The sequence below is a fragment of the Streptomyces sp. NRRL F-5135 genome (assembly GCF_000719775.1).
In the GTDB taxonomy this organism is placed as follows: Bacteria; Actinomycetota; Actinomycetes; order Streptomycetales; family Streptomycetaceae; genus Streptomyces; species Streptomyces hebeiensis.
In genome coordinates, this window is sequence record NZ_JOHR01000005.1 from 368,228 (window position 1) to 394,230 (window position 26,003).

A 26,003-nucleotide genomic window follows, 5' to 3' on the forward strand; every position below is an offset into this window, starting at 1 on the left:
TATCGTATGTGCGACGAGAAGGGCGTGCCCAGGACGCAGGTGTCGAATCCGTCAGGGCGTGCCGAACCGGGCCGCGAGCAGCACGATGTCGTCCGTGTGCGCCGGGCCGTCCGGCTGCTGCCCCGGGGCGTCCCACCCCCGCGGCAGTACGGACCGCAGTACGTGGTCGGCGACCTCGCCGGGGTCGTGCCTGGCCGAAGCCGGCACGCGGGCCGCCGCCTCGCGCAGCCGGCCGAACGCCCGGTCCGTCGAGTCACCGGTGCACCGGAGCAACCCGTCCGTGTAGAGCAGCACCGTTTCTCCCGCCGCGGGCCACAGTTCCACGCTCGGCGCCTCCCAGCAGGTGAGCATTCCGAGCGGCGCGGACAGGGTCGTCTCGACGAACTCGGCACGCCGCTCCCCGACCACCAGCGGCGGCGCGTGCCCGGCCCCGGCCAGCACGATCTTGGACTGGCCGGGCTCGGCGTACGCGAAGAGGGCGGTGGCGCTCCGGGCGGGCTCGGTCAGCCGCAGCAGCAGTTCGAGGTCGGAGAGTACGGCTACGGGGTCCTCGCCCTCCATCACGGCGTAGGCCCGCAGGGAGGCGCGCAGCCGGCCCATCGCGGCCACGGCGCCCGGGCCCGAGCCGCTGACCGAACCGACAGCGAGGCCGAGCGCGGCACCGGGCAGCGGCAGCGCGTCGTACCAGTCGCCGCCGCCGTGGCGCCCGGTCCGATGGCGTGCGGCGAGCCGGACGCCCGGCACCCGGGGCAGCCGGCCGGGCAGCAGCTCCCCGGTGAGCGTGGCCGAGTGGGTCCGCGCGCGCTCCAGCTCCAGCAGCCGGGCCAGATGGGCGCTCGCGTACCGGGAGTAGAGGCCGATCAGATGGCGCTGGCGTTCGCCGGGCTCGGCCGGTTCGTCGTACAGCCATACGGCCGCGCCGAGCCGCCCCGACACCACGCCCGGAGAACGGGCGGTGCCGCCCGTGAGGCTGCCGTCGCCCGTGAGGCTGCCACCGGCCGCCGGGCTGCCGTCGGCGGGGACGGGCCCGGCCGCGTTGACCGGTTCGGCCGCGTCGAGCGGTACGGCATAGCTCGCGCCGTATCCGAGCCGTACCGCGACCTCTCGCTGGCGCGGGTCCAGTGCCGAGTCCCCGAGCAGATCGGCGGCCGCGACGGCCTCGCCGCCGGTCCCCGCGGACCCGTCGAGGAGCCGGCCGTACGTACTGACGCGGCGCGGCACCGTCTCCAGCTGGCCGAGATCCGCCGGACCGAGCCCCAGCCCCAGGGTGGTCACGGGCCCCAGCCCGTCGGCCGGTTCGCATACGACCAGGCCGCGGCGGGCCCCGGCGAGGGCGGCGCCGGCGCGCAGCAGCTCGTCGAGCGCTTCGTTCAGCGAACTGGTCGTCGCCAGGCGCTCGGTCAGCTCGTGGAGCGTGGTCAGGTCGGAGACCCAGCCGGCGAGCCGGTCCTGGATCACGACACCCGGAGCGGCCGGAAGGTGGTCCAGGGGCGCGGCAGCTCGGGCGGGGGAGCGAGAAGAGGCATTGATTCCGGCCACTTTCGGCAGGTGTGAGGCGCTCATGGCAGTCGGCCTCTCGACCGGAACAATTCGCTCAATAGCATTGCAAACCCCCATGTCGTTCTGCGCAGCTATCAATGCGTCCACATGTACACGCACAACTGCGGCAATGTCCAGCGTTGTCCTAGTGGAACGGCGGGTTTCTGCGGGACGCTGAAGTTGGCTGAAAAATGACCCCCACGATCAGGTTTTGCGGTCGACTGTGGTGGCTCAACAGGGGCCCTCCGGGGCCGATTTGCAGTACAGCCCGGGCGGAGCGTCATTCCGCACATGATGGGTACGTAAACGGTGACGGACAGGGACAGTTGGGACCGCCCCGGAACCTGGCGGCGGGCCCGGGCGTCTTAATTGCCGTAGCTCACGGCCGTCGCGGGTCGCACCCATCCCCGGACTGGCGAGAAAAGCACAGCGGGACAGCGGGACAGAAGTGCCACGCGTGCACCACCACCCTCGCCCCGGGTTCGCACGAAGTACGAAGACGGATCGCGTTCGGACCGACCGCGATCGCCGGTACGCGCTCGACAGTCGGGCTTCGGGCCCGGGGCCGTGCCAGGTGGTCGTGCCGGGCCCGGAGCAGGCTCCATGCGCCGCGGCCGAAGGGACCGTCCGTACCGTCGTGAGGGGCGGGACCGGCCGAGGTCCGCTCAGCGCGCGGAGCGGCACGGTCCGGTCCCTCGGGGCCGGTCCGCCGGACCACCGCGTGTCGGAACCGGCTCCCGGCGTCGGGCCCGAGCCCGGGAGTCGGTCGGGCCGGTGCCCGAGAGTTGGACCCGGCCGTGCCGGACCCGGTGCCACGCCGGATCCGGCCTCGCGCCGGACAGGACAGGAAGTGCGCACGGCGGAGTGATGTACGCACGGTGAAGCGATGCACGCGTGATGTCAGTGTTCGGTGCGGTGTTCAGTGAAACGTCATGTGGACTCGGCGTTCAACGGAAAGGAACGAGCGCATATGCGCGAGATCCTCGGAAGGCGACGCAGGATCCGGCTCCGGCGCAAGGAGAGGGCCGCTCAGCTCGACGCGGCACTCACCTGCGCCACCGAGTGGAGATGGCCGGTTCTCCCGGGCGCCGGTCTCACATCGGCCGGTGGACGCGGGACCCGCGGTCGGGGCTGTGCCTGCCCCGACCCCGAATGCGTCGTTCCCGGTGCGCACCCCTTCGATCCGGGGCTGCTCGCGGCGACCACCGACGAGCGCATGCTGCGCTGGTGGTGGGGCAACCGCCCCACGGCACCGATCATCCTGGCCACCGGCGGCAGCGCCCCCTGCGCGGTGAGCCTCCCGGCCGTCGCGGGCGCCCGCGCGCTGGCCGAGCTCGACCGGATGGGCATGCGACTGGGGCCGGTCGTCGCGACCCCCACCCGTTGGTCGCTACTGGTGGCCCCGTACACGCTGGAACGGCTCGGTGAGCTGCTCTACGCGAAGGCGTGGGTGCCCAGTTCGCTCCGGTTCCACGGGGAGGGCGGCTATCTCGTCCTGCCGCCGTCCGAGGCGGCCGGCGGACAGGTCCGGTGGGAGCGGGCGCCGCTGCCCGGCTCGGCGGCGCCCTGGCTGCCGGATGTCGAGGCGGTCGTGGACGCGCTCGTGGAGGCGAGCAACAGCGCGCCGGACGGTGGCAGCAGGCTCGCCTACTGAGCGCGAAGCGCTTGGCGGCCCGTACGGGGGCGCCGCCCGGCCCGTACGCGGGCCGGGCTCCGCTGCGCCCGTACGGGCCGGGCGGAGCAGCCCCGAGGGCATATCGCGCACCTCGTGCCGGCGCGGGCTTCGTAGCCTTCGTGGCCTTGTCACTCGTACGGGTACGAGGCGGCCCGAGTTGTACGGGAATCGGGCGCGCGCCGGCTCGGTGGGGGCGTCGGTGCCGATATCGTCGGCCCCGGCAGTGCCGCTGCCCGCTGCTCCTCGCTACTCCGCGCAGCTTCTCTTGCGCCCTTTGTCTCGCTTTGCACCGCTTCTCCTTGCTTTCTTCCCTCGCATGTTCCCTTCGTACCCAGCGGCAGGTGGGACCACCATGAATCTCCGCGTCTCCGGGCTCGTCGCCGCGGTGGTGTGCACCGCGCTGCTGCCGCTCGCGGCCACTGCCGGGCCCCTCCCCGGCGGCGGTGCCGGATTGGAGGCCGCTACGGGGACGGGCGTCGGCGTCGGCGCGAGAACCGGAATCGAGCCCGGAGCCGGCTCCCACCCCGTAATCGCCTCGTCAGTGTCCGGAATTGAGGGGGCCGAGCCCGTCGACACCGCGCTGACCGTCCGGGAGGCCGTCGACGCCGTGGTGCCCACGGCCGAGCGCTGTGGGCCCGAAATCGCTTCTCCGGACGGGATCGAGGCGCAGACCTGTGTCCTGACCGACGGGCGCGAGACCTGGGCGCGCGTCTACTACCGCAACGCCACGGGCGGTGAACTGCGCGCCGTTCTGAGCCTGATGGGCCCACGGGGACGGACCGTGCAGACGTCCTGCGCCGCTGACGCGACCGGCGAACCCGCCGTGTGCGAGACGCCGCGTGAGAGGCCGGGGACTCCGCGCGGGACGTCGGGCCGGGACGGGGACGGCATGCGCGGGCGTGGGCGGGAGGCGGAGCGCCACACGGCGATGGCGGAGTTCGCGGCTACCGCGAAAAGTGGGAACGGCGATGGGGAGACCGGTCCGTTGCTGCTGCGGGCCGGGAGTTCCGGGCCCTTGGAGGGGTGAGAGGGCTTCACGAGGTGACGTGCCCGCTCGCCGCTCGGGGGGCAACGATGCTTGGCCCACGGGCCGTTGGTGCGCGGAACAGGGGGTTCGTTCGCGACGGGCCCCGCAGACGCGGATGCCCGGTCGCTGGCGACGGGGGATGCACCAGCGACCGGGCTTCTTAGAACCGTAACAAGAGATCGGCGGTTCGCAAATTCGATCCAGTGAATTCGGACAAGGAATTACTCGCAGGTAGAGCAGGTGTGACAGGTGTCACCTTCTTTTCCGGAATCCCTCCGGACTTTCGGGAACCCTTCACAGCTCATTCCCGTCCGCGACGGTTTCGCGGCCCGGCATCCGTCCGGCATCCGTCCGGCATCCGTCCGGCATCCGTTGGGCACCTGTCGGCCCCGGCCGGGGCCTCCCCGGCCGGGGCCCGCCGCGTCAGCTGAGGGTCACCTGGCGGTTGGTCAGGCCGCCGCGGGCCCGGCGTTCCTCCGCGGTCAGCGGGGCCTCCACGGCGAGGGCCGCCGCGAGACGCTCGGCGAACTCCGCGGCGGGCTTCTCGCAGTCCTCCGCCCCCATCGTGCTCGGCAGGTCCCACACCGGGACCGTGAGCCCGTGTGCCCGGAAGGAGCCCACCAGCCGGGTCCCCTCACCGAGGCTCGACGTGCCGGCGGCGTGCAGCCGGGCGAGCGCGTCCAGCAGCTTCTCCTCGGGGTGCGGCATGACCCAGCGCAGGTGGTTCTTCTCCGGTGTCTCGCACCAGTAGGCGGCGTCCGTGCCGGCGAGCTTGGCGGTGGGGATCGCGGCGGCGTTGGCGCGCTCCAGGGAGGCGGTCACCTCGGGCGTGGCGTTCTCGGCGTCCGGCACCCAGAACTCGAAACCCGGGTGGACGACCGGCGTGAAGGCGGCCTCGGGGTCGAGCAGGTCCTGAAGGCGCGGACCGTCGGCCGCCACCCTCTGTGCCGCCACCGGATTGCCTGGCTCCGCCTCGAGCGCGCGCCGGAGGACATCGGCGAGATCGCGGCTCAGGTCACCGGACGAGGTGTCGTTCTGGAGAGCGAGCAGAACGGAGCCGTCGTCGCGGCGCAGCGCGGGCCAGGCCATCGGGAGAACCGTGGCGAGCGTCACGGACGGTACGCCCTCCGGAAGGCCGTCCTTGAGGGCCAGCTCGGCCGTCGCGGCGGGGACCAGCTCGCGCAGCGCGACCCAGTCGCACTCGCCTGCCAGGCCCTCGAACGGGCGCTGGACCAGCTCGGTCACGGCGTGCGCGGCAGCGCGGCCGTGGCACGCCTTGTAACGACGGCCCGAGCCGCACGGACAGGGCTCACGCGCCCCGACCACCGGAATCTCTCCGTCCGTGAGCTGGGCCCCTGAGGCGCTCGAGGCGGCCTTCGCGGTCCTCGGAGCCTTCGCGGACTTCGTCTGGGGACGCTTCTTCGCCATGGTGTGGCTTTCTCCCGTGAGCGGCGGTGCGGTGTCCGCCGAGCCTAGCGGCTCACCACGGCCGCCTGCCGAAAGGGAAACGTCCGGCCCGGCCCGCCTGCCCGGGTGTCACCCGCGAGGCGTGAGCCGCCTCCCGGCCCGGCGCACCTGCCCGACCTGCCCGGGTCGATGGTGCGTGCCGGCCCTTGCTCAGCCCTTGCCGTCGAAGGGGTCTCTGAAGCCGAGCCCTTCCAGCGAGTCCAGCCCGCCGAACTCGCGTATTCCGCTCACGCTGCCCACGCCGCCGTCCAACGCTTCCGCGCCGTCGATGCCGTCGATGCCGTCGATGCCGTCGAGCCCGCGCAGGCCGTCAATGTCGCCGAGTCCGCTCAATGAGGGGCCGGTGACGCGCGTAGCGAAGTCCTCATGCCGACGCCCTTCGTTCACGAGCGCCCAGACGGTGACTTCTCCCGTATCGCTGTCCCGCACGCCCCACTCCTTGGCGAGGGCCGTGATGATGTTGAGCCCCCGGCCACCGCGCGCCGTCACCGACGGCGTGGACGGTGTCGGCCGCGTCGGACCGCCGCCGTCGGTCACCTCTACGGTCAGCCGTCCCGCCTTGTCGACATGCCAGGCCGCCCGGATGTCACCGTCACCGATTTCCGCGCGCCCCAACGGCCGCCCGTGCCGACAAGCATTGCTGAGCAGTTCGGAAAGGATCAGTACGGCGTCGTCCACGACCGAATCGGATACCCCGTTGCGTCGCAACTGCTCCCGCATACGGTGCCGCGCCTTGCCCACGCCCGCAGGGCCATGGGGAACGGCCATGCACGACGACGTGGGCACTTCCTGTGCCACCACAAACGCCACCCCCGAGACCTCCTTCGCCCCACGCCACCGTGTGAATGCCCCATTGCCCGGAATCGGAAACCGAGCGATGTGCCGGGCTTTGGCGCAGTCGTGACGATCGAGCGCTCTGTGAATGCGCCGGTGCACTCCCTGTGACCGTCCGTGCTCGCAGGCCCTCTGACGGCGTTGATTCCGTGACTGTTGGTGATCAGGGGAGGCGGCCCAGCCGGCTCAGTACCTGTCGGGGCCGGTTGGTGATGATCGCCTCGACACCGAGTCGTACGCAGAGGTCGACGTCCTCCGGTTCGTTCACCGTCCAGACGTGGACGCGGTGTCCCGCGCGGTGCAGCCGTTCGACGTACCCCGGGTGGTTGCGGACGATCCGGATGCCGGGGCCGGCGATACGGGCTCCCGCGGGCAGCCGTCCGTCGCGGAGCAGGGGCGAGACGAACTGCATCAGGTAGACGGTCGGCAGCCGGGGCGCGGCCGAGGAGATGCGGTGCAGCGAGCGGGCGGAGAAGCTCATGATCCGGACGGTCGACTCGGCCTGTCCGACCTCATCCGACTCCATGACTCCGTCCGGCCCCGTGACTTCGTCCGACCCCGTGACCACGTCCGCGCCAGGGCCCACGTCCGCCCCAGGGCCCGCGTCCGGGCCCCCGCCCACGTCCGTGCCCGGACCGTGAGTGGGGGTCGTCGCGCGGGCGGGCGTCGGCGCGGGGCCCGTGCCCCGCCCGGGTTCGTCCAGGCCGAAACGCCTCAGTAACTGGAGCAGCCGTTCCTCCACCTGACCGGCCCAGCGAGTCGGGTGCTTGGTCTCGATGGCGAGCTGGACCGGCCGTCCCGCGTCCACCACCAGTTCCAGCAGTCGCTCCAGGGTCAGAACGGAGGTGAAGCCGGGGTCCCGCCAGTCCGGGCTCTCCTCACTGTCCCGCCAGGAGCCGAAGTCGAGTGCCGCGAGATCCGACAGCTCCAGCGCGGAGACGGCCCCCCGCCCGTTGGAGGTGCGGTTCACCCGGCGGTCGTGGACGCAGACCAGGTGTCCGTCGGCGGTGAGCCGTACATCGCATTCCAGAGCGTCCGCACCGTCCTCGATGGCCTTCATGTACGCGGCGAGGGTGTGCTCGGGGGCGTCCTCCGACGCTCCGCGATGGGCGACCACCTGGATGCGGTGCTCTCGTGCTTCAGTCACCGCGTCATGGTGTCATCGTGGCGGGGTACGTGGGTGAAGAGCTGGTGTTCCCCGGCCGGTCGGTTCCGGATGCGTTCGTTTTGTCCGGAATAAAGGATGGCGGACAGACGCACAGGTCCTGCTTACAGTGGCCTGACGCGACGTGGGAAAGGCTGACCCCAGCACACGTGCGCCATCGTACGACCGCACAGCGGAACTCTCGCCGAAGTGCCGAAGTGCCGAAGTGCCGAAGTGCCGAAGACCGACGTGGACCCGAGGAGAACGAGCTGTGAGCACCGAGAACGAGGGCAACGAGGGCAAGGCTCCCGCCGTCCCGTCCGCACCTCCCGTACCGGAGACCGCTCCCGACACCGCTCCCCACGCCGCCGCTTCGGAAGGCATGCCCGCCTCCGAGGGAACGCCTCCCTCCGGGCCTTCGCGCCCGCAGGGGACCGGTCACCAGGGGACGGGTAGCGCTCCGGAGGGCGGTCCGTACGCGGCGCCCCCGGCGGGAGCCGTCGCGGGTGAGCCCCTGGGCGCCCCGGCGGGTGATCCCGTACAGGCTCCTACGGTGTCCCAGGCCGCGGCGGCCGGCTGGCCGCCTCCCCCGCCCGTACATCCGCCGTACGGCAGCGGTGGAGACGCGGCGTACGGCGGCACTGGAGACGCGGCGTACGGCGGTGGACAGGGGTACGGTGCCGGTCAGGCGTACGGTGCCGGCGCCCCGGAGTACGGGGGCGGGGGTCAGGGGACGGCCGTCTGGGGCGCGCCGGTGCCCGGCCACGGTCCGAAGCAGCCGCCCAGGCGTTCGGCCGGGCTGATCACAGCTGTCCTGGTGGCCGCGCTGGTCGCGGGCGGCGTGGGCGGCGGGGTCGGTTACTGGGCCGCCGAGAACAACGGCGGGTCGATCGGCTCGACGACCGTCTCCGCGGGAGAAGCCCCGAAGGATCTCAAGCGCGACGCCGGGACGGTCGCCGGGGTGGCCGCCAAGTCGCTGCCGAGTGTCGTCACCATCGAGGCCCAAGGGAGCAACGGCGAGGGCGGTACGGGTACCGGCTTCGTGTACGACAAGGAAGGCCACATCCTCACCAACAACCACGTGGTGGCGTCGGCGGCGAACGGTGGTGACCTCACGGCGACGTTCTCCGACGGCAAGAAGCACGCCGCCGAGGTCGTCGGCCGGGCCGAGGGCTACGACGTGGCGGTCATCAAGCTCAAGAAGGCGCCTTCCGGACTGGTTCCGCTTCCGCTCGCCAATTCGGACCAGGTCGCGGTCGGGGATCCGACGATCGCGATCGGCGCGCCGTTCGGCCTGTCGAACACGGTCACCACGGGCATCATCAGCGCCAAGAACCGTCCGGTGGCCTCGGGTGACGGTTCCGGTTCCAATAACTCGTACATGAGCGCCCTCCAGACCGACGCCTCCATCAACCCGGGCAACTCGGGCGGTCCGCTGCTGGACTCCCGGGGCGCGGTCATCGGGATCAACTCGGCCATCCAGTCGGCGGGCAGCGGCGGTCTCGGCCAGTCGCAGGCCGGCTCGATCGGCCTCGGTTTCGCCATCCCGATCAACCAGGCCAAGAACGTGGCCGAGCAACTCATCAAGACGGGCCAGCCGGTCTACCCGCTGATCGGGGCCACGGTCTCGGTGGCGGAAGGCGGCGACGGCGCGATGATCTCCCCGCAGAGCGAGGGCGGGCCCCCGGCGGTCACTCCGGACGGCCCGGCGGCGAAGGCGGGCCTCAAGGCGGGCGATGTCATCACGAAGTTCAACGACACCCCGATCGACAGTGGGCCCACCCTGATCGGCCAGATCTGGACGCACAAGCCCGGCGACAAGGTCACGATCACGTACAAGCGCGACGGCAAGGAGTCGACGGTCGACGTCATCCTGGGCGAACGCAAGGGCGAGAGCTGACAGTTCACGTCCCCCCGCGTCCGTCGCGGCGGGCGCGGGCCGAGGACAGAGCATGAGGGCGGGGGCCGAACCGGGGCACGGTTCGGTCCCCGCCCTTCGCCGTCCACGGGAGGGACCCGGATTCGGCCAATGACGGTGCGGATCGGGAAGCTCGTCCGCGCGCGGCACAACGCTGCGGTCCCTCCGTACGTACTGATCGGTGAGAACGGCCGTACTCCAACGTCGCGGAGGTCCACTGATGTGCACGAGTCACCAGCAACCGCCGGTCCGCGCCGAGGCGGTGCCGTACTACTCGTCCGCATGCCGCATCGGCACCCACCTCGCGTGCGGAGAGTCGGAACCACCGGCTCCGCCCGCCGTCCCGCCCCTCGTCCACGAGACGTGCGGATGCGCGTGCCATACGGGGGCCGAGAGGTGGGAGGCGGCCGTATGAACCAGGACAACGACCCGATGCCCCGGCTCCCGCTTCCGTCCGACTCCCTGCGACTGCTCCCGTGGGCGACGCCCGACGGCAAACCGTGCTTCCTGCGGACGGACGACACCACGAGCGTGCTGTCCCGCCTCGCCGACCTCCTGGAGACCGCGCAGACGACCTCGGGCACGGAGGTCCTCGCGGGCGCGAAGGCGGTGCTCGCCGACCGTACGGCGGGCTCCCGCGAACTGCGCTTCGCGCTCGTCCGGATGACGGAGGCACTGGCCGACGTCCTGCGCGTCGCGGAAAGCCGAGCCGGCCGGCTGCCGCCGCCCGCCCCTGACCGGAACGACGGTCCCGAACTCCCGGCGGAGGCTTTCGGCTGACGCTCCCGAAGAGCCGGGAGGGGAGCATTGTCCGACCCGTCTGCGACCCTGCGGGTATGGAAGCGACGCTACAGCTGACGATCGACTGCGCGGACCCGCAGAGGCTGGTGGCCTTCTGGTCCGAGGCGCTCGGCTATGTGCCCGAGCCCCCACCCGGCGGGCACGCGACATGGCGGGACTACTGGGCGGCCGCGGGGCTGTTGGAGGAGGAGTTGCCACCCGGCGCCGGGGAAGCGCCGGAGTCGATCGTCGACCCGGCGGGGCGGGGGCCACGCATATGGTTTCAGCAGGTCCCGGAAGCCAAGGCGACCAAGAACCGAGTGCACCTCGACCTCAAGGTGGGCGGTGGACGCGACGTCCCCCTGACGGTACGCACTCAGCGGGTCACGGCCACGGTGGAACGGGTGACCCGGGTCGGTGCCACGGTGCTTCGGATCATGAACGAGCCGGGCATCGACCACTACGCCGTCGTCCTGCGGGACCCCGAGGGCAACGAATTCTGCGTCGCCTAGGACCTTCCGCGCCCGCCACGCCCCGACCCACCGACCAGGCCCACGAACAGCGGACCGGCCCCCCACCCCGGGAGACTGCCCGGCGCCGCACATCCCGATCTGCCAGCCGGTAGGCTGTAGGCGCTCCGCCACTGGTGGGCGGGGCATGGGTGGGTTGCCCGAGCGGCCTAAGGGAACGGTCTTGAAAACCGTCGTGGCGCGAGTCACCGTGGGTTCAAATCCCACACCCACCGCACCACGTTGACGGCCCCTGACCAGGCAACTCGGTCGGGGGCCGTCGTGCTGCGGGCTGTCCGTCGGACACCGTCGTTCCCCGCGATTTCCCGTCCGATCGGGCACGGAAGGGGCACGGCTGGGGCACGGCCTGAGGGGCCTGTCGGCTACCGGTTGATCGGGATCTCGTACACGATCTCGCAGTGCGCGGCTGGCACCACGATGTCCGCCGTCTCCACGGGCTGTCCCTGGTCGCTGTAGTACGTCCGCCGGATGTGCGTGACGAGCGCGGCCTTCTGGATACCGAGGAGCGACGCCTCCTCGGCGGTCGCCTGCCGGGGCTCCGGCTGCTCGACGGCGTGGCTGACGGTGATTCCGATCGCGGCCATGCGGTTCACGACACCCGCCCCGGCGTGCGGCCCGCCCTCGGGGAGGACGACGAGTGTGCCGGCGGTGAGGTCGTACGGCTCCCAACTCGTCGACAGCTGCACGGGCCTGCCGTCTGCCAGGAACTCGTACGACGTTCGGACGCACAGGTCACCCTCGGTGATGCCCAGCCGCGCAGCGATGCCCGCCGGGGCGGGGACCTTGGCATCGGTCCGGCTCTCCCAGTCGCCGTGCCGGCCGACGGCCCTCATGTCAGCCCGGAACGGTGACTTGTCCGGCTGCTCGCGCGCCGACGACCGGACGACCCGCACGCGTTGCCGGGGCTCTGCGACGTACGTGCCCGATCCGGCACGGCCCTCCAGCACACCCTGGGAGATCAACAACTCCTGCGCCCGGCGGACCACGTTCTCGCCCACCCCGAACTCCTGGCCGATCTGGGTGCGTGAGGGGAGACGGTCCCCCGGCTCCCACTCGTGCTCCGCGATCCGCCGCCGCAGTTCGTCGGCGACGCGGAGATAGGGCGGCTGCTCAGGCATATGGAAAATCTAGTCCACTAGCTCTAACCTAGTTAACTAGCTTCACTCAAAGTGATCGCTGGTGACGGAGGCTGCCCTGTGCCCGCTTCGGGAGTTAGCGCGGCGGCCATCGCCGCCCGGCTGTCCGACCTCGGGCTTCCCACGCGCGTGGAGGAACACGCCCGATCCACATCGGTTGAGGCGGAGGTGCCGGAATCACTCTCCGCCGAGTCATGGGCGGAGGTCCTGGAGGCGGTGGCCGAGGCCGATCGGTTCGGGCTCCTCGCCACCAGCCAGAACGGCCGCACTCTCTGGGCGGTCGTACGCAAAGCGGTCCCCACGACGGGCGATGTCGGGGGACCGAGCCATCAGCGATAGGAGCTGATTCAGCGTGCTCAACCGTATCCGCCGTCTCGTCGCGCTCACCAGAGGGCGGTACTCCTCCAAGGGCAGGCATCGCCGTCCCTTAAAGTCCTCCCGACCGCCGGCCACCCCCTACCCGCCCGCTGACGAACCGACAATCGTCCTGAGGCGGGCTCTCGACTACAGGTATCACCGTCACTCACTCTCGGGTGAGGACATTGCGCTCGTCCGCCCGTACGTACTGGCTTGGGAAAGGCGCGCACGACAGCGGCAGAGAGTCGTCGTCGCACCCCACCTGCCGGCCGAGGCCCGGTCGGCTCTCCTGGGGGTGCGCTGATGCCCTCTCGACGACAGCCCAACAATCCGGGCGCCTCGGTCGCCTCCTACCGATCAACCGCCTGCCGGATCGGCACGCACCAAGCCTGCGCGGAGTCCTCTCCGGCCTCGGCACCGATCGACCTGCCAGTGATCTACGAGGCCTGTGACTGCCCCTGCCACGCGGCCTCCGGCCCGCCCTGGCCCGTGAGCGGCTGGGCACCTGGCGGCGCTCCGACATCCAGCATCGAGATCACCGAGAGGGACACGCGGGCATGACGTCGCAGAACGAACTGAGGCTTCTCCCGTGGGCGGGACCGGAAGGCAGGCCGTGCTACCTGAGCGCCGACGAACAGGACAGCTACATGTCCCGCTTGGCAGACCACATCGAGGCGATGCAACTCGGGATGGCGTCCGAACTGCTGGAGCACGCACTTCATGCACTCGACGACGAGCCCTCGGACGTAGGGGAGTTGAGCCTCCTCGCGGCCCAGTTGGCTGGCGCGTTGCGAGACGTGCTGCGTGTAGCAAGCAGCCGCGGAAACCGTCTGGCGACGCCCGACTACCCCTGAAGGGGAACCAAAAGGGTAGTGCGACAGGGACCCTTGGACGGGGGTAGAAATCGGCGGAATCGCCGACAGCGGGAGACAGCCAGTATGAAACCGGGCGTCTCCCGCTGCGGCAACCTTCTGATCCGTAGCTCTATATGGATCGGCCAGTAACGGTCGTACCTGTCGGGTTACGACATTGAGGGGGTGCTGATGGACGCGGTCGGCTGCTGTGGTTGCTGTACTTCACTGCTGTACTGCGTCGGAACCGAACAGCCTTGGGCGTATGCCTGCACTCCCACCCATGCGGTGATCGTCGCGGCGCATCCCGTGAGGAACGAGCCAGCTCCCACCATGAGGGCTGTGGCAGTCGTGGTTCTCCTCGTGGCCCTTTGAGTAGGCTCTTCCTGAACAGGGGTGAGTGGATCCATCTCATCCTTTCCGGGGCAGCTCGATCGAGTTGCGCTGGTCGGCCCCATCCGTCACGTCTCCTCAGACCCGGATGGGGCCTCCTTCAAGCCACGAAAACTAGCAGGACACCCGCCCGCTTCCGCTCCTTTCGAGAAGCGCTCTGGCCTCGCGCTGACCACACCCGAGATGTGTCCACCGTGTCCGCCTGTAGACCCGTCTACAGGCTTCTGATCTGCATGTATGCCAAGTTGCGACCGCCGCAGAGAGTTGCACTCATCGCAACTCTCGTGCGATCCACGCAGATCGGTGCACATAAGCCGCGAAACGGCATTAGAGGTTGGCTGAAGATAATCGGTCACTGGCTCACCCACACACCCACCACTCACCCCAGCTCCCATCCCGTCTGCCGTCGACCCACACACCGTGGAGCGGGCGTGGATCAGGGCGTCAAGGTGGAGCGCGCCACTGTACGAACGACCTTGACGCCCTGGGCCGCGTCTGCTCGGCTCTGCCTGGGGCGACGGCAGGCGGGATGGGAGCTCCCAGCGCACGCCACGCTCGGCCAGCACTCGCAGCGGCGCCCCCTCCATCTCGGAGCCTGAGCGCCCCCGCCGGAGGCACCGCTTTGACCGGTGGCTGGAGTCTCCGATGATCAACTAACGGCTTCGGTGCTATCCGTACGTCGCCGCGCGGCGCGGGCGTCGGCCGGGCTGGAGCGGGGCGGAGACAGGAGCGCAGGGCCGGCCGGGGGCCGGGCCGCGCGCGGGGAGCGGAGCGAGCCGCCTTGATCAAGTAGGGAAAGTTCTACCGCGTCGTCGGGGCTGGTCGTGTGTCCGGTCCCGGTAGATGCTTGACACTTCGGTCCCAGCTGATGGTTGACAGTGGCCGTGATCGGCTTTTCCCCTGTGCACGTCGTTGCGGCGTGTGGCGGGAGGCCGGGATTGGCGCTGGTGGAGTTGTCGGTTGTCGAGCAGAGATACCGGGCTGTCCTTGCGGTGCTGGCGGGCGCGACCGTGACCGAGGTCGCAGGGCAGCTGGGTGTGTCACGGCAGACGGTGAGCGGGTGGAAGTCGAGGTATGCCGCTTTGGGTCTGGCCGGGCTGGCGGATCGGTCGCGCAGGCCGGCGTCGTGTCCGCATCAGGCGTCCGCCGAGGTGGAGGCGGCGGTGTGTGAACTGCGGCGTAAGCATCCTCGGTGGGGTCCGCGGCGGATCGCTCATGTGCTGGAGCGGTCCGGGACGGTGAGCCCGGTGCCGTCGCGGATGACCGTGTATCGGATCCTGGTCCGTCATGGGCTGGTCGAGCCGGGGGTCCGGCGCCGGAAACGGTCGGACTACAAGCGCTGGCAGCGCGACCGTCCGATGCAGCTGTGGCAGATGGACATCGTCGGCGGGGTGATGCTGGTCGACCCGGTGACCGGCGAGCTGACCGAGGCGAAGATCGTGACGGGGGTGGATGACCATTCCCGGTACTGCGTGATCGCGTCGGTGGTCGAGCGGGCGACCGGGCGGGCGGTCTGTGCAGCCTTCGCCCGGGCCTTGCAGGCCTTCGGGGTGCCGGAAGAGGTGCTCACGGACAACGGCAAGCAGTTCACCGCCCGGTTCGGCCGTGGTGGTGAGGTGCTGTCCGACCGGATCTGCCGGGAGAACGGGATCGCTCACCGGCTTACCCAGCCCGCGTCGCCGACCACGACGGGCAAGGTCGAGCGGTTCCATCAGACCCTGCGGCGTGAACTCCTCGACGACAGCGGTCCGTTCGAGAGCATCGGGGAGGCTCAGGCGGCGCTGGACGAGTGGGTGCAGGAGTACAACTCCGATCGTCCGCATCAGGCGCTGGACATGCACTCTCCCGCCGACCGGTTCACCCCGGTCCCCGAGCAGGAACGGGATGTGCTGGGCCTGAAGATCCCCGGGGTGCTCGCCCTGGTGCCGCAGCAGCGGACGGCTCCCGCTGCGGTGGCGGATCCGGTCGGGGCGGTGCCTGCTCCTGCCCCTGCCCCTGCGCCTGAGCCGGTCCCGGCCGTGGTGCAGGTGGACGAGGGCGGCCCGGTGGAGTTCGAGCGGGTGGTGCCTGCGAGTGGGAATCTGCAGGTCGCGGGCAAGCAGTTCTGGCTCGGCCCGGCCCGGTCAGGGCTGACGGTGACGTTCTGGGCCGACACCTCGGTGATCCATCTGCTGATCGCCGGGACGCGGATCAAGAGCGTGCGGTCGCACCTGTCGGTGGCGGATCTCGCGCAGCTGGCCGCCCGGGGTGGACGTGCGGCCGGTCCGCTGCCGCTGCCTGCCGGGGACGGGGCCGCGTTCGAGGTGGACCGGGTGGTGAACAACAGTGGCCTGGTGGGCCTGGCCGGGCATCAGGTGCTGGCGGCGGAGATCTTGGGCGGCCGCCAGGTCGGCATCCGGATCGACGACGAGACGCTGTCGTTCTTCGAGCCGTCCTCGCGGGATCTGCTGAGGGTGCGACCCAACCCGCTGACCAGCGAGGAAGTCCGCGGACTACGCGGTCTGCGTCCGGCCGGACCGCCGCCACGGCCCCGCGTGGAGCCGGTCAGCGTGCAGCGGCGGATCAGCGCGGTCGGCACGATCATGGTCTGCCGACAGACCGTCCCGCTCGGCCGCCCCTACGCAGGTCAGACCGTGACCGTGCACGTGTCGGACACGACGATCACTGTCGAGCTGGACGGACAGATCCGCGTGATCCGCCGTACGACCGATGTCCCGGTCCGTAACGTGAAAGCGAACAAGCCCCACGGGGCTTCCCATGTTTCCTAGGCCTACCGTCAAGCCTCAGGTGGGACCAGAACGTCGTGCATCAGCTGGGACCCGACAGGCTGTCGGATGGGTGAGCTGTCCAAAGTTTCTTTACTGGATCAAGGCGGCCCGCTCGCGGGGGCCGCGCGGCGCGGCGGCCCCAGGCCGCCGCCGGCTCCATGTCTTCGCCACCGCCCGCGACGGCCCCCGCCCGCTCGCGCCGCAAAAGCCCGAGAAGCGGGCAGCCGGAACCGAGAAGAACCCCGACAGCTGCCCCACGGTGAGCACGGCCGGCAGGAGCAGGGCGCTCTCCAAGTTCGCATCGGTCACTGCGGATTGCCGTTCAACGAACCGTTCCCGGTAGTTGGCCTCCTGCCCATCCGTCAGGCGGGGCTGATGGCAACGCTCAGGCTGCAACGTGGCCGAGACCGTGACGGATTGGGGAAGCGTGGCTGGGGCCGGTGGGTGGTTGCTGGAGACACACGTGGCGGGTGCTTGTTCGGCGCACCAGCCGTCGTGGCTGATTTTCTGTGGCTGAGGTCGCCAACGGCCCGGGTCAGCTGTAGGGGCTTGCGCTTCGTGGCGCACGCCGGGCAGTAGCGGTCCTCCGGCGCAGTCGAGCACGCCCTTCAGCAGAACCTTCCGGGGTACGACTGGGGCCCTGTCCGACGCCGCGAGCGGTCCGCTCCGGGGGCTGTCCCATCGCCTGGGCGCTGACCGTGGCCGTGACCTTCGCCCCGGGATAGCGCCCCTCCAGCTCCTTGACCAGGCTCAGAACCTGGCGGGGGGTCTCTCTCGGGCTGACGCCCCGCAGCACGGGAAGTGGCGGCGATTCCTCGCCGTTGGACCAGGACCCCTCGATGACCAGGTCAGGTCCGATCATCCGGGATCCTCGTTCCCGGGCTTCTTGGGCTGCCCAGTCCGGCGGCGCCGTTCTCGATACCCTCACGGTCAGGACGTGCCCGGCATACGGTCCCTCGCGGACAGGCTCGGGAATCGCTGGCTGTGCGCGGCGCGGCTCCAGTGGGTGTCCGCGGCCGATCGGCCACAGCCTGGGGGCGTGAAGCTCGCTGATGTAGGGCTGGAGGTACGGCCTGCCGGTTTCTGGGTTGATGGTCTTACGGGCCTGGTTGATCCAGCGCTCGAATTTGCGGGAGGGCTGCGCGCGCTCAGTCCCGGCTCCTACCAGAGGGAGGTCGTAGACCTCCGAGATGGCGCGCTTCGGGGAGAGTCCGAGCTTGAGCGCGTAGTTGTACATCGTGGCGATGGTGGCGGCTCGCAGATGCATGCCGTCCGTCTTCTTCTTGTGCGGCGTGGGAAGAGCCAGGGAGACCACCCAAATCGAGCTGCGGGGGACTTCCCTGGCTGCCTCAGCTGCCTTTCTTATGCGTCGGACCAGTTCGGGGTCGTCGGTCGGTCGCCGGGCGTTGCTCCGGGTTCGAGGGGGCGAGACGTCCCGGACGGTGCGCGCGCTCCAGGTCGACCAGTCGATGTCAACCTCTACCACCCAGCCCGGCCACCCGTAGAGATTCCGCAGGGTGACGCCGGTCTCGGTGAGGTCCATCTCGATCTCACCGAACCGCATCCCGAATGCCATACGGCCACTATCTCGCAAGCCCGCGTTCCGCACCGTCGGGGTCGTCCGGAGAACACCCCCGATTTTGTGGGGCAGGAATTTTTGGCGATTGCGACGACGCTCGTGCCATGACCAACAGCAGCTCCACCCAGACGCGTTCCGCTCAGTCTCAGCAGTCCTACCCGGCTTCCGCAGGCCCGGCTGCCGCGGCCTTGCTCTCTCTCCTGATCCTGCTCTTCGTCCTCGTCATCCTCATCATCGGAGCCGGCCTACTCTACGTGACTATCGCGCATCCCTCGCTCGCGACCCCGCTCACAGTCGCAGTCGCCGGCGTGACCCTTGTCGTCACGATCGCGGGTGCGATCGCTGCCTTCCTCGCCATCGCCAGGAGGTAGATTCCCGGCGCACAAACGGTGTGTTCTCACCACCAGCAAAGGAGCGAGCCTGGGACCGTGAACCGGTCCGAGTCTCGCTTCCGCTGCTTCGCCATCAGAGTGCCTCCTTCTCGCCGACCAGAGAGGGTGGCGCGGCCCGGAGCTATGCGGACGTGGTGTGCGTGAAGCCGAGGAAGGTGAGTCCTTCGGCCTGACACAGCAGGTCTGAGGGGCCGTTGACCTCGGTCTGGAGGAGCTGGTAGGCGGCGCCGTGGCTCTGGCCCCAGTGCATGGCGGCCCGCCACAGGACGCGTCCGAGGCCCTGGCCCCGGGTTTCGGGCAGGACGGCGAAGTACTGGGGGAGGAGCTGGGGGCGTCCGATGGCGTCGGGCCGGATCTCCATGGGGCCGATCGCGCCCACGATGCGGTCCTCGACGGCGCTGGCGAGCACCGGGCCGCATCGGCCAGCCTGCATCCGGGCGTGGAGGAAGGCCAGGCCATCGGCGACCATGGCTTGGGCGAAGGGGGCGAAGGTCTCCTGCACGGAGGCGGGCCAGTCGGTGACGGGCCGGACCGGGCCGTCGGGGTCGGGGCAGGGGCCGGTGGTGAAGTCCATCAGATGGATGCGGGTGCCGTGCGGGTGTGCGGTCTCGGGACCGAGGGGACGTACGACCCGGGCGTTGACCACGTCGTGCGTGGCGGCGAGCTTCGCGGCCAGCTCGGCGGCCTCCTCCACGACACTGTCGCGGAGCCCGTAGGCGAAGACCTTCACAGTGCCGCGTCCGCGCCTAGTCAGCGTGGGAATGAGAGTGTGCTCGGGCTGATGAACCACGTCCTCACGGAGGACTTTCTCATCCTTTTCATCGCCCCAACGCCGGTCTTTGTCGTAGGGCAGGAAGTCCCCGGTGTCGGCCGCTCGCAGGATGTCCTCGAACATGCTGACGGTCAGGGCAGCGGGGTGGACGGGCCCGAGGGTCGGCACGATCGGCGCGGTCAATACGGGCCGGAGCCAGTCCCAGCAGAAGAACATGAGCGGCACCCTAACGCTGGGCCGGGCAGGGCTCAGGCCCCGACGCGAGTACGCCGGGGCCTGAACGGTGTTGACCGGATCGTGCCGGTCAGTGAGGGTTGTCGTCGCCGGCGTCGCAGGAGCACTCCGCGCTCTCCACGATCACGTCGAGGTCCTGGACGGCGGTGATCGACGCGGTCGCGACGGGCGGTGCCGCGCGGCGGGCCGAGGTCGGCGGGCCGGGCAGGATGGTCACCGATACGGGCGGGGTCATGATGCGTTCTCCTTGTCTCCGTGCTGGCAGTAGGTGTGCAGCGGCGCCTTCGCTTCCTGGTAGTGCTTGGCCAGGGGGCGGCAGACCCGGCAGGTGCCGGACAGGGCGCAGCCCTCGCACCCTCCGGTGCGAAGCATGAGGCGGTCGGCGATGGCGCCGAGCCGGGTGAGGCCGTCGATGCCTTCAGCCATGAGGTCGATCTGGTCGTCCCGGCCGACCTTGCAGATCGAGACCTTGGCGTGGGGGTCGGCGTGGAAGAAGGTGTGGCCCGCGTTGCAGCCGGCGAACGGCTTGCGCTGCCGCAGGTGGGCGGCGGACTGGGCGAGCAGCGGCTCACCGCCGCCGTAGATCGTGGGCGTCATGTTCGTGTACGCGTGGTTCTCGACGTTCCACTCGTCGGCGAGTGCGGCCATCTCATCGGCCTCGGAGGCGTTGTCCTCGGTCACCACGACGTTGATGCGCAGAGGAAGACCCGCTTCGCGTGCGGCGTCGATGCCGCGCCGGAACGCCTTCCACGCCCCGCGGCGCTGGGTGAGCGTGTCGAAGGACTCCTCGCTCGCCCCGTACATGCTGACCACCAGCCGGTAGGGCGGGCAGTCCCGGAAGAGCTTGAGGAGGTCCGGCCGCCAGAGCAGCGAGCCGTTGGTGGAGATGGTGAGCATCATCCCGGCCTGCCAGGCGTACCGGTAGGCACCCTGGAAGTGGGGATCCATGGTGGGCTCGCCGCCGGTGATCTGGAGCCAGAGGACACCGGTCTCGCGCATGATGTCCAGCAGCCGCACCTTGTTCTCCCAGCCGAGGCCGGAGAAGGGCCGCTCGCCGAGGTAGCAGTGCTTGCAGCCGAAGTTGCAGCCGAGGTTGATCTCCCAGGAGGCGCGGCAGTAGCCGTACGGGGACGGCTCGCGCACCAGCACGGTGCCCTGCGCAGGGCGGTCGCCCAGGTCCAGGCCCCACATGTTGGCGGCGGTCTGCACCGCCCAGTCGGGCAGCGACTCACCGTCGGTGGTGGCTTGGCGCAGGCCCTCGTAGTGGCCGGTGGAGATTCGGGCACCGGCCCTTGCTCCCGGCTTGAGGAGAAGGTGCCCGTCGAGGAACGGGGAGGCGATCAGAGCGTGGGCCATCGGTGGCCCCTCCTTCCGGATCACGGAGCGGGACAGCACACGGGACTCCTGGCGGCCGACGCGGCAGTGGATCTCGCCAAGCCCGTTGCAGGTGCCGCAGGTTCTGCCGGACGAATTGGCGCCGCTGCCACGGCAGTCTCCGCACTGTTCGTTGCGAGGTGAGCGAGGGCGCCAGGTCTTATGCGGACTCGCGATCAGCTGGTGCACGAGACCTCCTCCAGGGCGTCTTCCCAGGTGTGCTGCTTGGCGTGGTCGGCGAACAGACAGCAGCCCTCGCCGTCGGGCCCCGGGGCGGCCACCGGGCAGTCCGGTAGCACGACGAGTTCCGCCTCGTCCGTCCTGTGCCAGCGGAGCCACAGCGCGGTCCCGTACGCGCCGGCGTCGGTGAGGAGACCGAAGTGCTCACCCTCATCGTGCGCGGACAGCTGACACTGCACGGCTCTGTCGATGTGCTTCGCGGCCGACTTCTCCCGTGCTTCCCGTGCCAGGTCGAGGGGCACCCGACGCCAGTGCGCGCAACGCATCACGACACCATTCGGAAGGGCGAGTTGGCCTTCCGGGCCTGCTGCGAGCACCGGGGGCAGACGCAGGGCGGGTAGCGGCCCGGATTCTCCGGGACCACCGGGTCCTCGCCCACGCGTACCTCCGTGAGAGGCCCCCACGTCTGGCCGGAGTCGCGGGAGACCCGCAGCGTCATCCGTACGTCGTCCTGTCCGTTCGCCATGGCCAGGAGCATTGCGATTCACGGGCCCGGCCAGAAAGGCCAAGCGGATTACCCAACTTGGGTAACATCACCCTCGGTTGACCAAGTGCGGCGATCCGTAGTCCTCATGCCGGAGCGTGCCCGATGCCCGAGCCATCTCGCTCGAAGGAACTCCCGGTCAGCCTGCTCACGGACCCAGTGATGATCGAGGCATGCCAGGCCAGAGACTTCGGCCGCATCTTTCAGCTGGTCAAGGCACGAGCAGGCATCTATCCGTCGATGATCGCGCGCCGCTGCGACCTGACGCCGAGCCGCGTGGGCGAGGTGATTGCCGGACGGCGGCAGCTGCTGCACATGGACGTGATCGAACGGATCTCGGACGGACTGCGCATCCCCGGACACATGCTCGGACTTGCCCGACGCTCTTGGGAGACGCCGCCCAGCCTGACGGTCACGCCGCGCGAATCGGCCGAGGTACCGGCCTCAGCCGTCGAGCCGCTTGTCGCCGGACTGCCGGGGGCGGACGTCGACAGCATTCTCGCCCTGGCGGCCGAGCGGGATCTCAGCGCGTCGACGCTGGACGCGCTGCACTCGTCGATCGCGGACTACTGGCGCCGGGACGACGAGCATGGCGGCGAGACCTTACGGCCGGCGGTCGTCGGTCAGCTCCGCTACGTCGTCGATCTCCTCAAGGAGCAGCGTCCGGCTCCTCTGCGGGACGGCCTGCACAGCATCGCGGCCGAGCTGGCCCGGCTCACCGGGTGGACCTACTTCGACGCCCGCCAGTACCACCAGGCACGCGCCTACTTCACCGAATCCCTCGGCCTGGCCAAGGCCATCGACGACCGCCAGTTCATGGCCAACGTCCTGGCCTGCATGAGCCTCCAGGCCACCTACCAGGACAAGCCCGGTGACGCCCTCGCACTCGTCACGGCCGCGCAGGACCAGGCCCGAACGGCCGCGGGGACGACACCGCGTGTGCTGGCCATGCTCGCGATGCGCGAAGCCTTCGCCCACGCCACCCTCGGCAACCACGGCGCGACTCACACCGCGATCTCGGAAGCCCACACCCATTTCGGACGGATCAGCACCGGTGATCCGGACCCGGCCTGGGTCGCCTACTTCGACGAGCCGAAGCTGATCGTGGACACCGGTATCGCGCACGGCCGCCTGGGCGAAGCCGCCCTCGCCGAACCCCTGATTGCGGACGCTCTGCGCCGAGAACACCAGACGAATCACCGAGGCCGCGCCTTCCACACTTTCTGGCTCGCCCGCACCCAGCTCCAACGCGGCAAACTCGACGAGGCGTGCCACACGGCCATGGACGCCCTGGCCCCGGCAGCGGCCGTCAGCTCGCAACGAGTCGCCGGCCACCTCCGGGAGTTCTACGAGCGGTTGGGCCCCTTCCGACGGGAACCGGCGGCGGTGGTGTTCGAGTCCAGGCTCCGGGAAGCGTTGCCCCGTCAGGTCAGCGGATCGCCTCGTCCATGAGCACGTAGAGCAGTCCGACGAGGGAGCCACTGCTGACGATCTCTCGGCGGTCGATCATGCCCCGCACATCGGCCAGCGGGATCCACTCGATGCGGTCCGACTCATTCTTTTCGGTCGGCGGGCCCTCGTACGTCGCCGTGTCAGCGCGGAAGATGTGGTGCTGGGAGTCGGTGATGCCATTGGCCGGCTCGGCGTAGATCAGTGGCGTGATCGGACCGGGCCTCCAGCCGGTCTCCTCCAACACCTCACGGGCCGCCGCTTCGGCCGGGGTCTCGCCCTCCTCGACCAACCCCATGGGCAACTCCCACGCCCACGCGTTCGTGATGAACCGGTGTCGCCACATCATCAGCACTTCGCGCCGCTCGTTGACGACAGCGGCCACCGCCAGGTGCCGGAGCTTGACGACGTGGTGCTCCCAGCGGTTCCCGTCCGGTGTCTCGACGTCGGTGAGCCACAGGTTCACCCAGCTGTTCTCGTAGATCGGACGTTCCCCGTGGATCTTCCACTGCATCGCTGCGGCCCCTCTCCATCGGCCTCCAGCATCGCAGAGCCGGGGCCAACTAGAGCTAGGTTCACCGGGGATTCGTGTCATGCCGACGAGAACGTGGGCGCTGCCCGAACGACGACTCCGCCGGCCCGTCGTACGGCACGATGCTGTTCGCGCCCGTGCTCGCCGAGCCGGCGAGCACGAACGTCAGCGTCTTCCGGCTGTCGGAGAGGGGCGGCGTTCAGGGCGCGCACGTTCCGGCAGTCGTTGAGCCGCAGGTGCTGGGACAGCCGCTCGTGGAACGTCGGAGAGGCCTCCACGGCGACCACTTGTCCGTCGGCGCCGACGGACAAGTGGTCGCGAGCACGCTGAAGTAGCCGAGGTTCGCGCGTTCTCGCGGAACCTTGGGCGTGAAGGCTCTCCCGGGTCAGAGCCGCGCCCTCGCCCCGTAGTCCCCTCGTACCCGTCCGTATCCCGGACTGCCGATGCTGCCGCCCCGCTGTTGTATCTAAGCTGTGTGCATGCCCTCAGCAGCCGCTGTCCCCGCACCCGCGCCCGCCAAACGACCTCCCGCCGCCGACCGTGTCTACAGCCATGTCAAGAAAGCCGTGCTCGACCGCCGCTACGAAGGCGGCACCCTGCTCACGGAGGGGGAGCTCGCCGAGGCCGTCGGAGTGTCCCGTACGCCCGTGCGCGAGGCGCTCCTCAAGCTCGAGGTCGAAGGGCTGATCAAGCTCTATCCCAAGAAGGGCGCCCTCGTCCTCGCCGTCTCCGCGCAGGAGATCGCGGACGTGGTGGAGACCCGGCTGCTGGTCGAGGAGTTCGCCGTGCGGAAGGCCGTACCCGCCCCCGCGCGGCTGCTGGAACGGCTCGCGGAGCTCCTGGAGGAACAGCGTCGGAGGGCCGGCGAAGGGGACCTCGCGGCCGTGGCCGTCACCGACCGGTCCTTCCACGCCGAGATCGTGCGGAACGCGGGCAACGAGATCCTCTCCAAGCTGTACGACCAGCTCAGGGACCGGCAGCTGCGGATGGGCGTGGCCGTGATGGAGGCACACCCCGACCGCATCGCCAAGAACATCACCGAGCACGCCGAACTGCTCGAGACCATCAGAGCGGGCGACGCCGAGGCCGCCGCCTCGTGCGTGCGCCGCCACGTCAGCCGCGTCAAGGTGCTGGTCCGTGGAGAGGCGGGGAGCCGGTGAGCAGCGCGGTCTCCGCCACCCTGCCCGGCGATCCGCCCGGCGGCCGCCGGGCCGCCTGGATCTGGGGCATCGGCGTCGCCGTCTACTTCGTCGCCGTGATCTTCCGTACGAGCCTGGGCGTGGCCGGCCTCGACGCCGCCGACCGGTTCGACGTGAACGCCTCGGCCCTGTCGACGTTCTCCATAATCCAGTTGCTCGTGTACGCGGGCATGCAGATACCCGTCGGCCTGCTGGTCGACCGGCTCGGCACCAAGAAGGTGCTGACGATCGGCGTCGTGCTGTTCACCGTCGGACAGCTCGGCTTCGCCTTCTCCCCCTCGTACGGCATGGCGCTCGTCTCCCGGGCCCTGCTCGGCTGTGGTGACGCGATGACGTTCATCAGCGTGCTGCGGCTCGGCACCCGCTGGTTCCCGGCCCGTCGCGGCCCGATGATCGCGCAGTTCGCCGGGCTCATCGGCATGGCGGGCAACCTCGTCTCCACCATCGTCATCTCCCGCACCCTGCACGGCCTCGGCTGGACCGCGACCTTCGCGGGCAGCGCCCTCGCCGGCGCCTTCGTCCTCGTACTGGTGCTGCTCTTCCTGAAGGACCACCCGGAGGGGTACGAGCCGCCGCCCGCCGAGCACGCCGGCGCCACGTACGTGCGCCGGCAGATCGCCGCCGCCTGGCGCGAACCCGGCACGCGGCTTGGCCTGTGGGTGCACTTCACCACTCAGTTCCCCGCGATGTTCTTCCTGCTCCTGTGGGGCATGCCGTTCCTGGTCGAGGCGCAGGGGCTGTCCCGGGCCGTCGCCGGTGAGCTGCTGACCCTGATCGTGCTCTCCAACATGGTCGTCGGCCTGGTGTACGGGCAGGTCATCGGCCGCCACCACGCCGCCCGCGCGCCGCTGGCCCTCGGCACGGTCGGGGCGACGGCCCTGCTGTGGGCCGCGACGCTCGCGTACCCCGGTGACCGGGCCCCGATGGGTCTGCTGATCGCGCTCTGCGTCGTCCTCGGCGCCTGTGGCCCCGCCTCGATGATCGGCTTCGACTTCGCCCGGCCCGCGAACCCGCCGGAGCGTCAGGGAACGGCCTCCGGAATCGTCAATATGGGTGGTTTCACGGCCTCGATGACGACGTTGCTCGCGGTCGGCGTTCTGCTGGACGCGACAGACGACAACTTCCGGATCGCCTTCAGTTCCCTCTTCGTCCTCCAGGCGCTGGGGGCCGTACAGATCTTGCGGCTACGGGCGCGTACCGCGCGCCGCGAGCGGGAACGGCTGGTGGCCAGCCGGGTGGAGGCCGTGCACGTACCGGTGTGAAGGGTCGTGAGGGGCGAGGCCGAAGAGGAGAGGAGAGGAGGGGAAGGGAGGGACCGGGGCCCCAGTT

General features: G+C 70.1%; 23 protein-coding genes, 1 tRNA gene and 1 pseudogene. 13 read left to right on the forward strand and 12 right to left on the reverse strand.

The window, feature by feature from the left end:
- Nucleotides 1–51 precede the first annotated feature (51 nt).
- A complete protein-coding gene (locus tag IG02_RS0110460; protein ID WP_078854356.1) occupies nt 52–1,617 on the reverse strand; it encodes a PP2C family protein-serine/threonine phosphatase in 1,566 nt (521 codons plus the stop codon).
- A gap of 892 nt (nt 1,618–2,509) precedes the next feature.
- Between IG02_RS0110460 and IG02_RS0110465 the strand changes: the two genes are divergently transcribed.
- A complete protein-coding gene (locus tag IG02_RS0110465; RefSeq protein WP_030744592.1) occupies nt 2,510–3,193 on the forward strand; it encodes a bifunctional DNA primase/polymerase in 684 nt (227 codons plus the stop codon).
- A gap of 373 nt (nt 3,194–3,566) precedes the next feature.
- Nucleotides 3,567–4,241 carry a hypothetical protein gene (locus IG02_RS0110470; protein ID WP_030744594.1) on the forward strand — a complete coding sequence of 225 codons (675 nt, stop codon included), beginning with the start codon at nt 3,567–3,569 and terminating at the stop codon, nt 4,239–4,241.
- 423 nt (nt 4,242–4,664) lie between these two features.
- On the opposite strand, the gene IG02_RS0110475 is transcribed toward IG02_RS0110470, so the two are convergent.
- From IG02_RS0110475 to IG02_RS42695, 3 genes and pseudogenes are all read right to left on the reverse strand, one after another.
- Nucleotides 4,665–5,669 (reverse strand): DUF5926 family protein, encoded by a 1,005-nt coding sequence (locus IG02_RS0110475; RefSeq protein WP_030744597.1) that lies wholly within the window; start codon nt 5,667–5,669, stop codon nt 4,665–4,667.
- 321 nt (nt 5,670–5,990) lie between these two features.
- Nucleotides 5,991–6,494: pseudogene (locus IG02_RS39090) on the reverse strand (ATP-binding protein); the annotation flags it as partial.
- A gap of 211 nt (nt 6,495–6,705) precedes the next feature.
- Nucleotides 6,706–7,689, reverse strand: a complete 984-nt coding sequence (locus tag IG02_RS42695) for a glycerophosphodiester phosphodiesterase (RefSeq protein ID WP_030744599.1) — start codon at nt 7,687–7,689, stop codon at nt 6,706–6,708.
- Between the two features lie 268 nt (nt 7,690–7,957).
- On the opposite strand from IG02_RS42695, the gene IG02_RS0110490 reads away from it, so the two are divergent.
- From IG02_RS0110490 to IG02_RS0110505, 4 genes are all read left to right on the forward strand, one after another.
- Nucleotides 7,958–9,586: a S1C family serine protease gene (locus IG02_RS0110490; protein WP_030744601.1), complete on the forward strand. Its 1,629-nt coding sequence runs from the start codon at nt 7,958–7,960 to the stop codon at nt 9,584–9,586.
- 429 nt (nt 9,587–10,015) lie between these two features.
- Nucleotides 10,016–10,384: a hypothetical protein gene (locus tag IG02_RS0110495; protein ID WP_234314686.1), complete on the forward strand. Its 369-nt coding sequence runs from the start codon at nt 10,016–10,018 to the stop codon at nt 10,382–10,384.
- A 56-nt stretch (nt 10,385–10,440) separates the two neighbouring features.
- The gene (locus IG02_RS0110500) at nt 10,441–10,896 is read left to right on the forward strand and encodes a VOC family protein (RefSeq protein WP_030744605.1); all 456 of its coding nucleotides are present in this window, start codon (nt 10,441–10,443) and stop codon (nt 10,894–10,896) included.
- 148 nt (nt 10,897–11,044) lie between these two features.
- Nucleotides 11,045–11,129, forward strand: a tRNA-Ser gene (locus IG02_RS0110505).
- A gap of 147 nt (nt 11,130–11,276) precedes the next feature.
- Here IG02_RS0110505 and IG02_RS0110510 read toward each other — a convergent pair.
- Entirely contained in the window at nt 11,277–12,032 is a 756-nt protein-coding gene (locus IG02_RS0110510; RefSeq protein WP_030744608.1) for a GntR family transcriptional regulator, read from the reverse strand.
- 78 nt (nt 12,033–12,110) lie between these two features.
- On the opposite strand from IG02_RS0110510, the gene IG02_RS0110515 reads away from it, so the two are divergent.
- From IG02_RS0110515 to IG02_RS0110525, 3 genes are all read left to right on the forward strand, one after another.
- Entirely contained in the window at nt 12,111–12,389 is a 279-nt protein-coding gene (locus tag IG02_RS0110515; protein WP_030744610.1) for a hypothetical protein, read from the forward strand.
- Nucleotides 12,390–12,964: 575 nt separating this feature from the next.
- Nucleotides 12,965–13,261: a hypothetical protein gene (locus IG02_RS0110520; protein ID WP_030744613.1), complete on the forward strand. Its 297-nt coding sequence runs from the start codon at nt 12,965–12,967 to the stop codon at nt 13,259–13,261.
- 1,343 nt (nt 13,262–14,604) lie between these two features.
- Nucleotides 14,605–16,419 (forward strand): IS481 family transposase, encoded by a 1,815-nt coding sequence (locus tag IG02_RS0110525; protein ID WP_420707735.1) that lies wholly within the window; start codon nt 14,605–14,607, stop codon nt 16,417–16,419.
- A gap of 535 nt (nt 16,420–16,954) precedes the next feature.
- Here IG02_RS0110525 and IG02_RS0110535 read toward each other — a convergent pair.
- Complete coding sequence (locus IG02_RS0110535; RefSeq protein ID WP_030744619.1) at nt 16,955–17,995, reverse strand: hypothetical protein; 1,041 nt, start codon at nt 17,993–17,995, stop codon at nt 16,955–16,957.
- A gap of 107 nt (nt 17,996–18,102) precedes the next feature.
- Between IG02_RS0110535 and IG02_RS0110540 the strand changes: the two genes are divergently transcribed.
- Nucleotides 18,103–18,369 (forward strand): hypothetical protein, encoded by a 267-nt coding sequence (locus tag IG02_RS0110540; protein WP_030744621.1) that lies wholly within the window; start codon nt 18,103–18,105, stop codon nt 18,367–18,369.
- Nucleotides 18,370–18,511: 142 nt separating this feature from the next.
- Here the strand turns inward: IG02_RS0110540 and IG02_RS0110545 are convergent, their stop codons facing one another.
- From IG02_RS0110545 to IG02_RS0110565, 5 genes are all read right to left on the reverse strand, one after another.
- The gene (locus tag IG02_RS0110545) at nt 18,512–19,378 is read right to left on the reverse strand and encodes a GNAT family N-acetyltransferase (protein WP_030744623.1); all 867 of its coding nucleotides are present in this window, start codon (nt 19,376–19,378) and stop codon (nt 18,512–18,514) included.
- 88 nt (nt 19,379–19,466) lie between these two features.
- Nucleotides 19,467–19,631 (reverse strand): hypothetical protein, encoded by a 165-nt coding sequence (locus IG02_RS42095; protein ID WP_199813990.1) that lies wholly within the window; start codon nt 19,629–19,631, stop codon nt 19,467–19,469.
- Nucleotides 19,628–20,752 (reverse strand): radical SAM protein, encoded by a 1,125-nt coding sequence (locus tag IG02_RS0110555; protein WP_030744626.1) that lies wholly within the window; start codon nt 20,750–20,752, stop codon nt 19,628–19,630. Before IG02_RS0110555 ends, IG02_RS42095 begins: the two co-directional genes overlap by 4 nt.
- A 194-nt stretch (nt 20,753–20,946) precedes the next feature.
- Complete coding sequence (locus IG02_RS0110560) at nt 20,947–21,276, reverse strand: hypothetical protein (RefSeq protein ID WP_030744630.1); 330 nt, start codon at nt 21,274–21,276, stop codon at nt 20,947–20,949.
- Nucleotides 21,276–21,476 (reverse strand): hypothetical protein, encoded by a 201-nt coding sequence (locus IG02_RS0110565; protein ID WP_234314687.1) that lies wholly within the window; start codon nt 21,474–21,476, stop codon nt 21,276–21,278. Before IG02_RS0110565 ends, IG02_RS0110560 begins: the two co-directional genes overlap by 1 nt.
- Before the next feature lie 123 nt (nt 21,477–21,599).
- Between IG02_RS0110565 and IG02_RS0110570 the strand changes: the two genes are divergently transcribed.
- Nucleotides 21,600–22,946 (forward strand): hypothetical protein, encoded by a 1,347-nt coding sequence (locus tag IG02_RS0110570; RefSeq protein WP_030744634.1) that lies wholly within the window; start codon nt 21,600–21,602, stop codon nt 22,944–22,946.
- Here IG02_RS0110570 and IG02_RS0110575 read toward each other — a convergent pair.
- Entirely contained in the window at nt 22,924–23,457 is a 534-nt protein-coding gene (locus IG02_RS0110575) for an NUDIX hydrolase (protein ID WP_030744637.1), read from the reverse strand. The two genes, IG02_RS0110570 and IG02_RS0110575, sit on opposite strands and share 23 nt — an antisense overlap.
- A 497-nt stretch (nt 23,458–23,954) precedes the next feature.
- On the opposite strand from IG02_RS0110575, the gene IG02_RS0110585 reads away from it, so the two are divergent.
- Both IG02_RS0110585 and IG02_RS0110590 read left to right on the forward strand, forming a co-directional pair.
- Nucleotides 23,955–24,635 carry a GntR family transcriptional regulator gene (locus IG02_RS0110585; RefSeq protein WP_030744641.1) on the forward strand — a complete coding sequence of 227 codons (681 nt, stop codon included), beginning with the start codon at nt 23,955–23,957 and terminating at the stop codon, nt 24,633–24,635.
- Nucleotides 24,632–25,936, forward strand: a complete 1,305-nt coding sequence (locus tag IG02_RS0110590) for an MFS transporter (protein ID WP_030744643.1) — start codon at nt 24,632–24,634, stop codon at nt 25,934–25,936. The genes IG02_RS0110585 and IG02_RS0110590 overlap by 4 nt, the downstream gene beginning before the upstream one ends.
- Nucleotides 25,937–26,003 lie beyond the last annotated feature (67 nt).

Bases quoted from the DNA above. Each gene is read 5' to 3' on its own strand.
- IG02_RS0110460 (WP_078854356.1), bottom strand. From the start codon at position 1,617: ATGGGGGTTTGCAATGCTATTGAGCGAATTGTTCCGGTCGAGAGGCCG.
- IG02_RS0110465 (WP_030744592.1), top strand. From the start codon at position 2,510: ATGCGCGAGATCCTCGGAAGGCGACGCAGGATCCGGCTCCGGCGCAAG.
- IG02_RS0110470 (WP_030744594.1), top strand. From the start codon at position 3,567: ATGAATCTCCGCGTCTCCGGGCTCGTCGCCGCGGTGGTGTGCACCGCG.
- IG02_RS0110475 (WP_030744597.1), bottom strand. From the start codon at position 5,669: ATGGCGAAGAAGCGTCCCCAGACGAAGTCCGCGAAGGCTCCGAGGACC.
- IG02_RS0110495 (WP_234314686.1), top strand. From the start codon at position 10,016: ATGAACCAGGACAACGACCCGATGCCCCGGCTCCCGCTTCCGTCCGAC.
- IG02_RS0110500 (WP_030744605.1), top strand. From the start codon at position 10,441: ATGGAAGCGACGCTACAGCTGACGATCGACTGCGCGGACCCGCAGAGG.
- IG02_RS0110510 (WP_030744608.1), bottom strand. From the start codon at position 12,032: ATGCCTGAGCAGCCGCCCTATCTCCGCGTCGCCGACGAACTGCGGCGG.
- IG02_RS0110520 (WP_030744613.1), top strand. From the start codon at position 12,965: ATGACGTCGCAGAACGAACTGAGGCTTCTCCCGTGGGCGGGACCGGAA.
- IG02_RS0110535 (WP_030744619.1), bottom strand. From the start codon at position 17,995: ATGGCATTCGGGATGCGGTTCGGTGAGATCGAGATGGACCTCACCGAG.
- IG02_RS0110540 (WP_030744621.1), top strand. From the start codon at position 18,103: ATGACCAACAGCAGCTCCACCCAGACGCGTTCCGCTCAGTCTCAGCAG.
- IG02_RS0110545 (WP_030744623.1), bottom strand. From the start codon at position 19,378: ATGTTCTTCTGCTGGGACTGGCTCCGGCCCGTATTGACCGCGCCGATC.
- IG02_RS42095 (WP_199813990.1), bottom strand. From the start codon at position 19,631: ATGACCCCGCCCGTATCGGTGACCATCCTGCCCGGCCCGCCGACCTCG.
- IG02_RS0110555 (WP_030744626.1), bottom strand. From the start codon at position 20,752: ATGGCCCACGCTCTGATCGCCTCCCCGTTCCTCGACGGGCACCTTCTC.
- IG02_RS0110560 (WP_030744630.1), bottom strand. From the start codon at position 21,276: ATGCGTTGCGCGCACTGGCGTCGGGTGCCCCTCGACCTGGCACGGGAA.
- IG02_RS0110565 (WP_234314687.1), bottom strand. From the start codon at position 21,476: ATGGCGAACGGACAGGACGACGTACGGATGACGCTGCGGGTCTCCCGC.
- IG02_RS0110570 (WP_030744634.1), top strand. From the start codon at position 21,600: ATGCCCGAGCCATCTCGCTCGAAGGAACTCCCGGTCAGCCTGCTCACG.
- IG02_RS0110575 (WP_030744637.1), bottom strand. From the start codon at position 23,457: ATGCAGTGGAAGATCCACGGGGAACGTCCGATCTACGAGAACAGCTGG.
- IG02_RS0110585 (WP_030744641.1), top strand. From the start codon at position 23,955: ATGCCCTCAGCAGCCGCTGTCCCCGCACCCGCGCCCGCCAAACGACCT.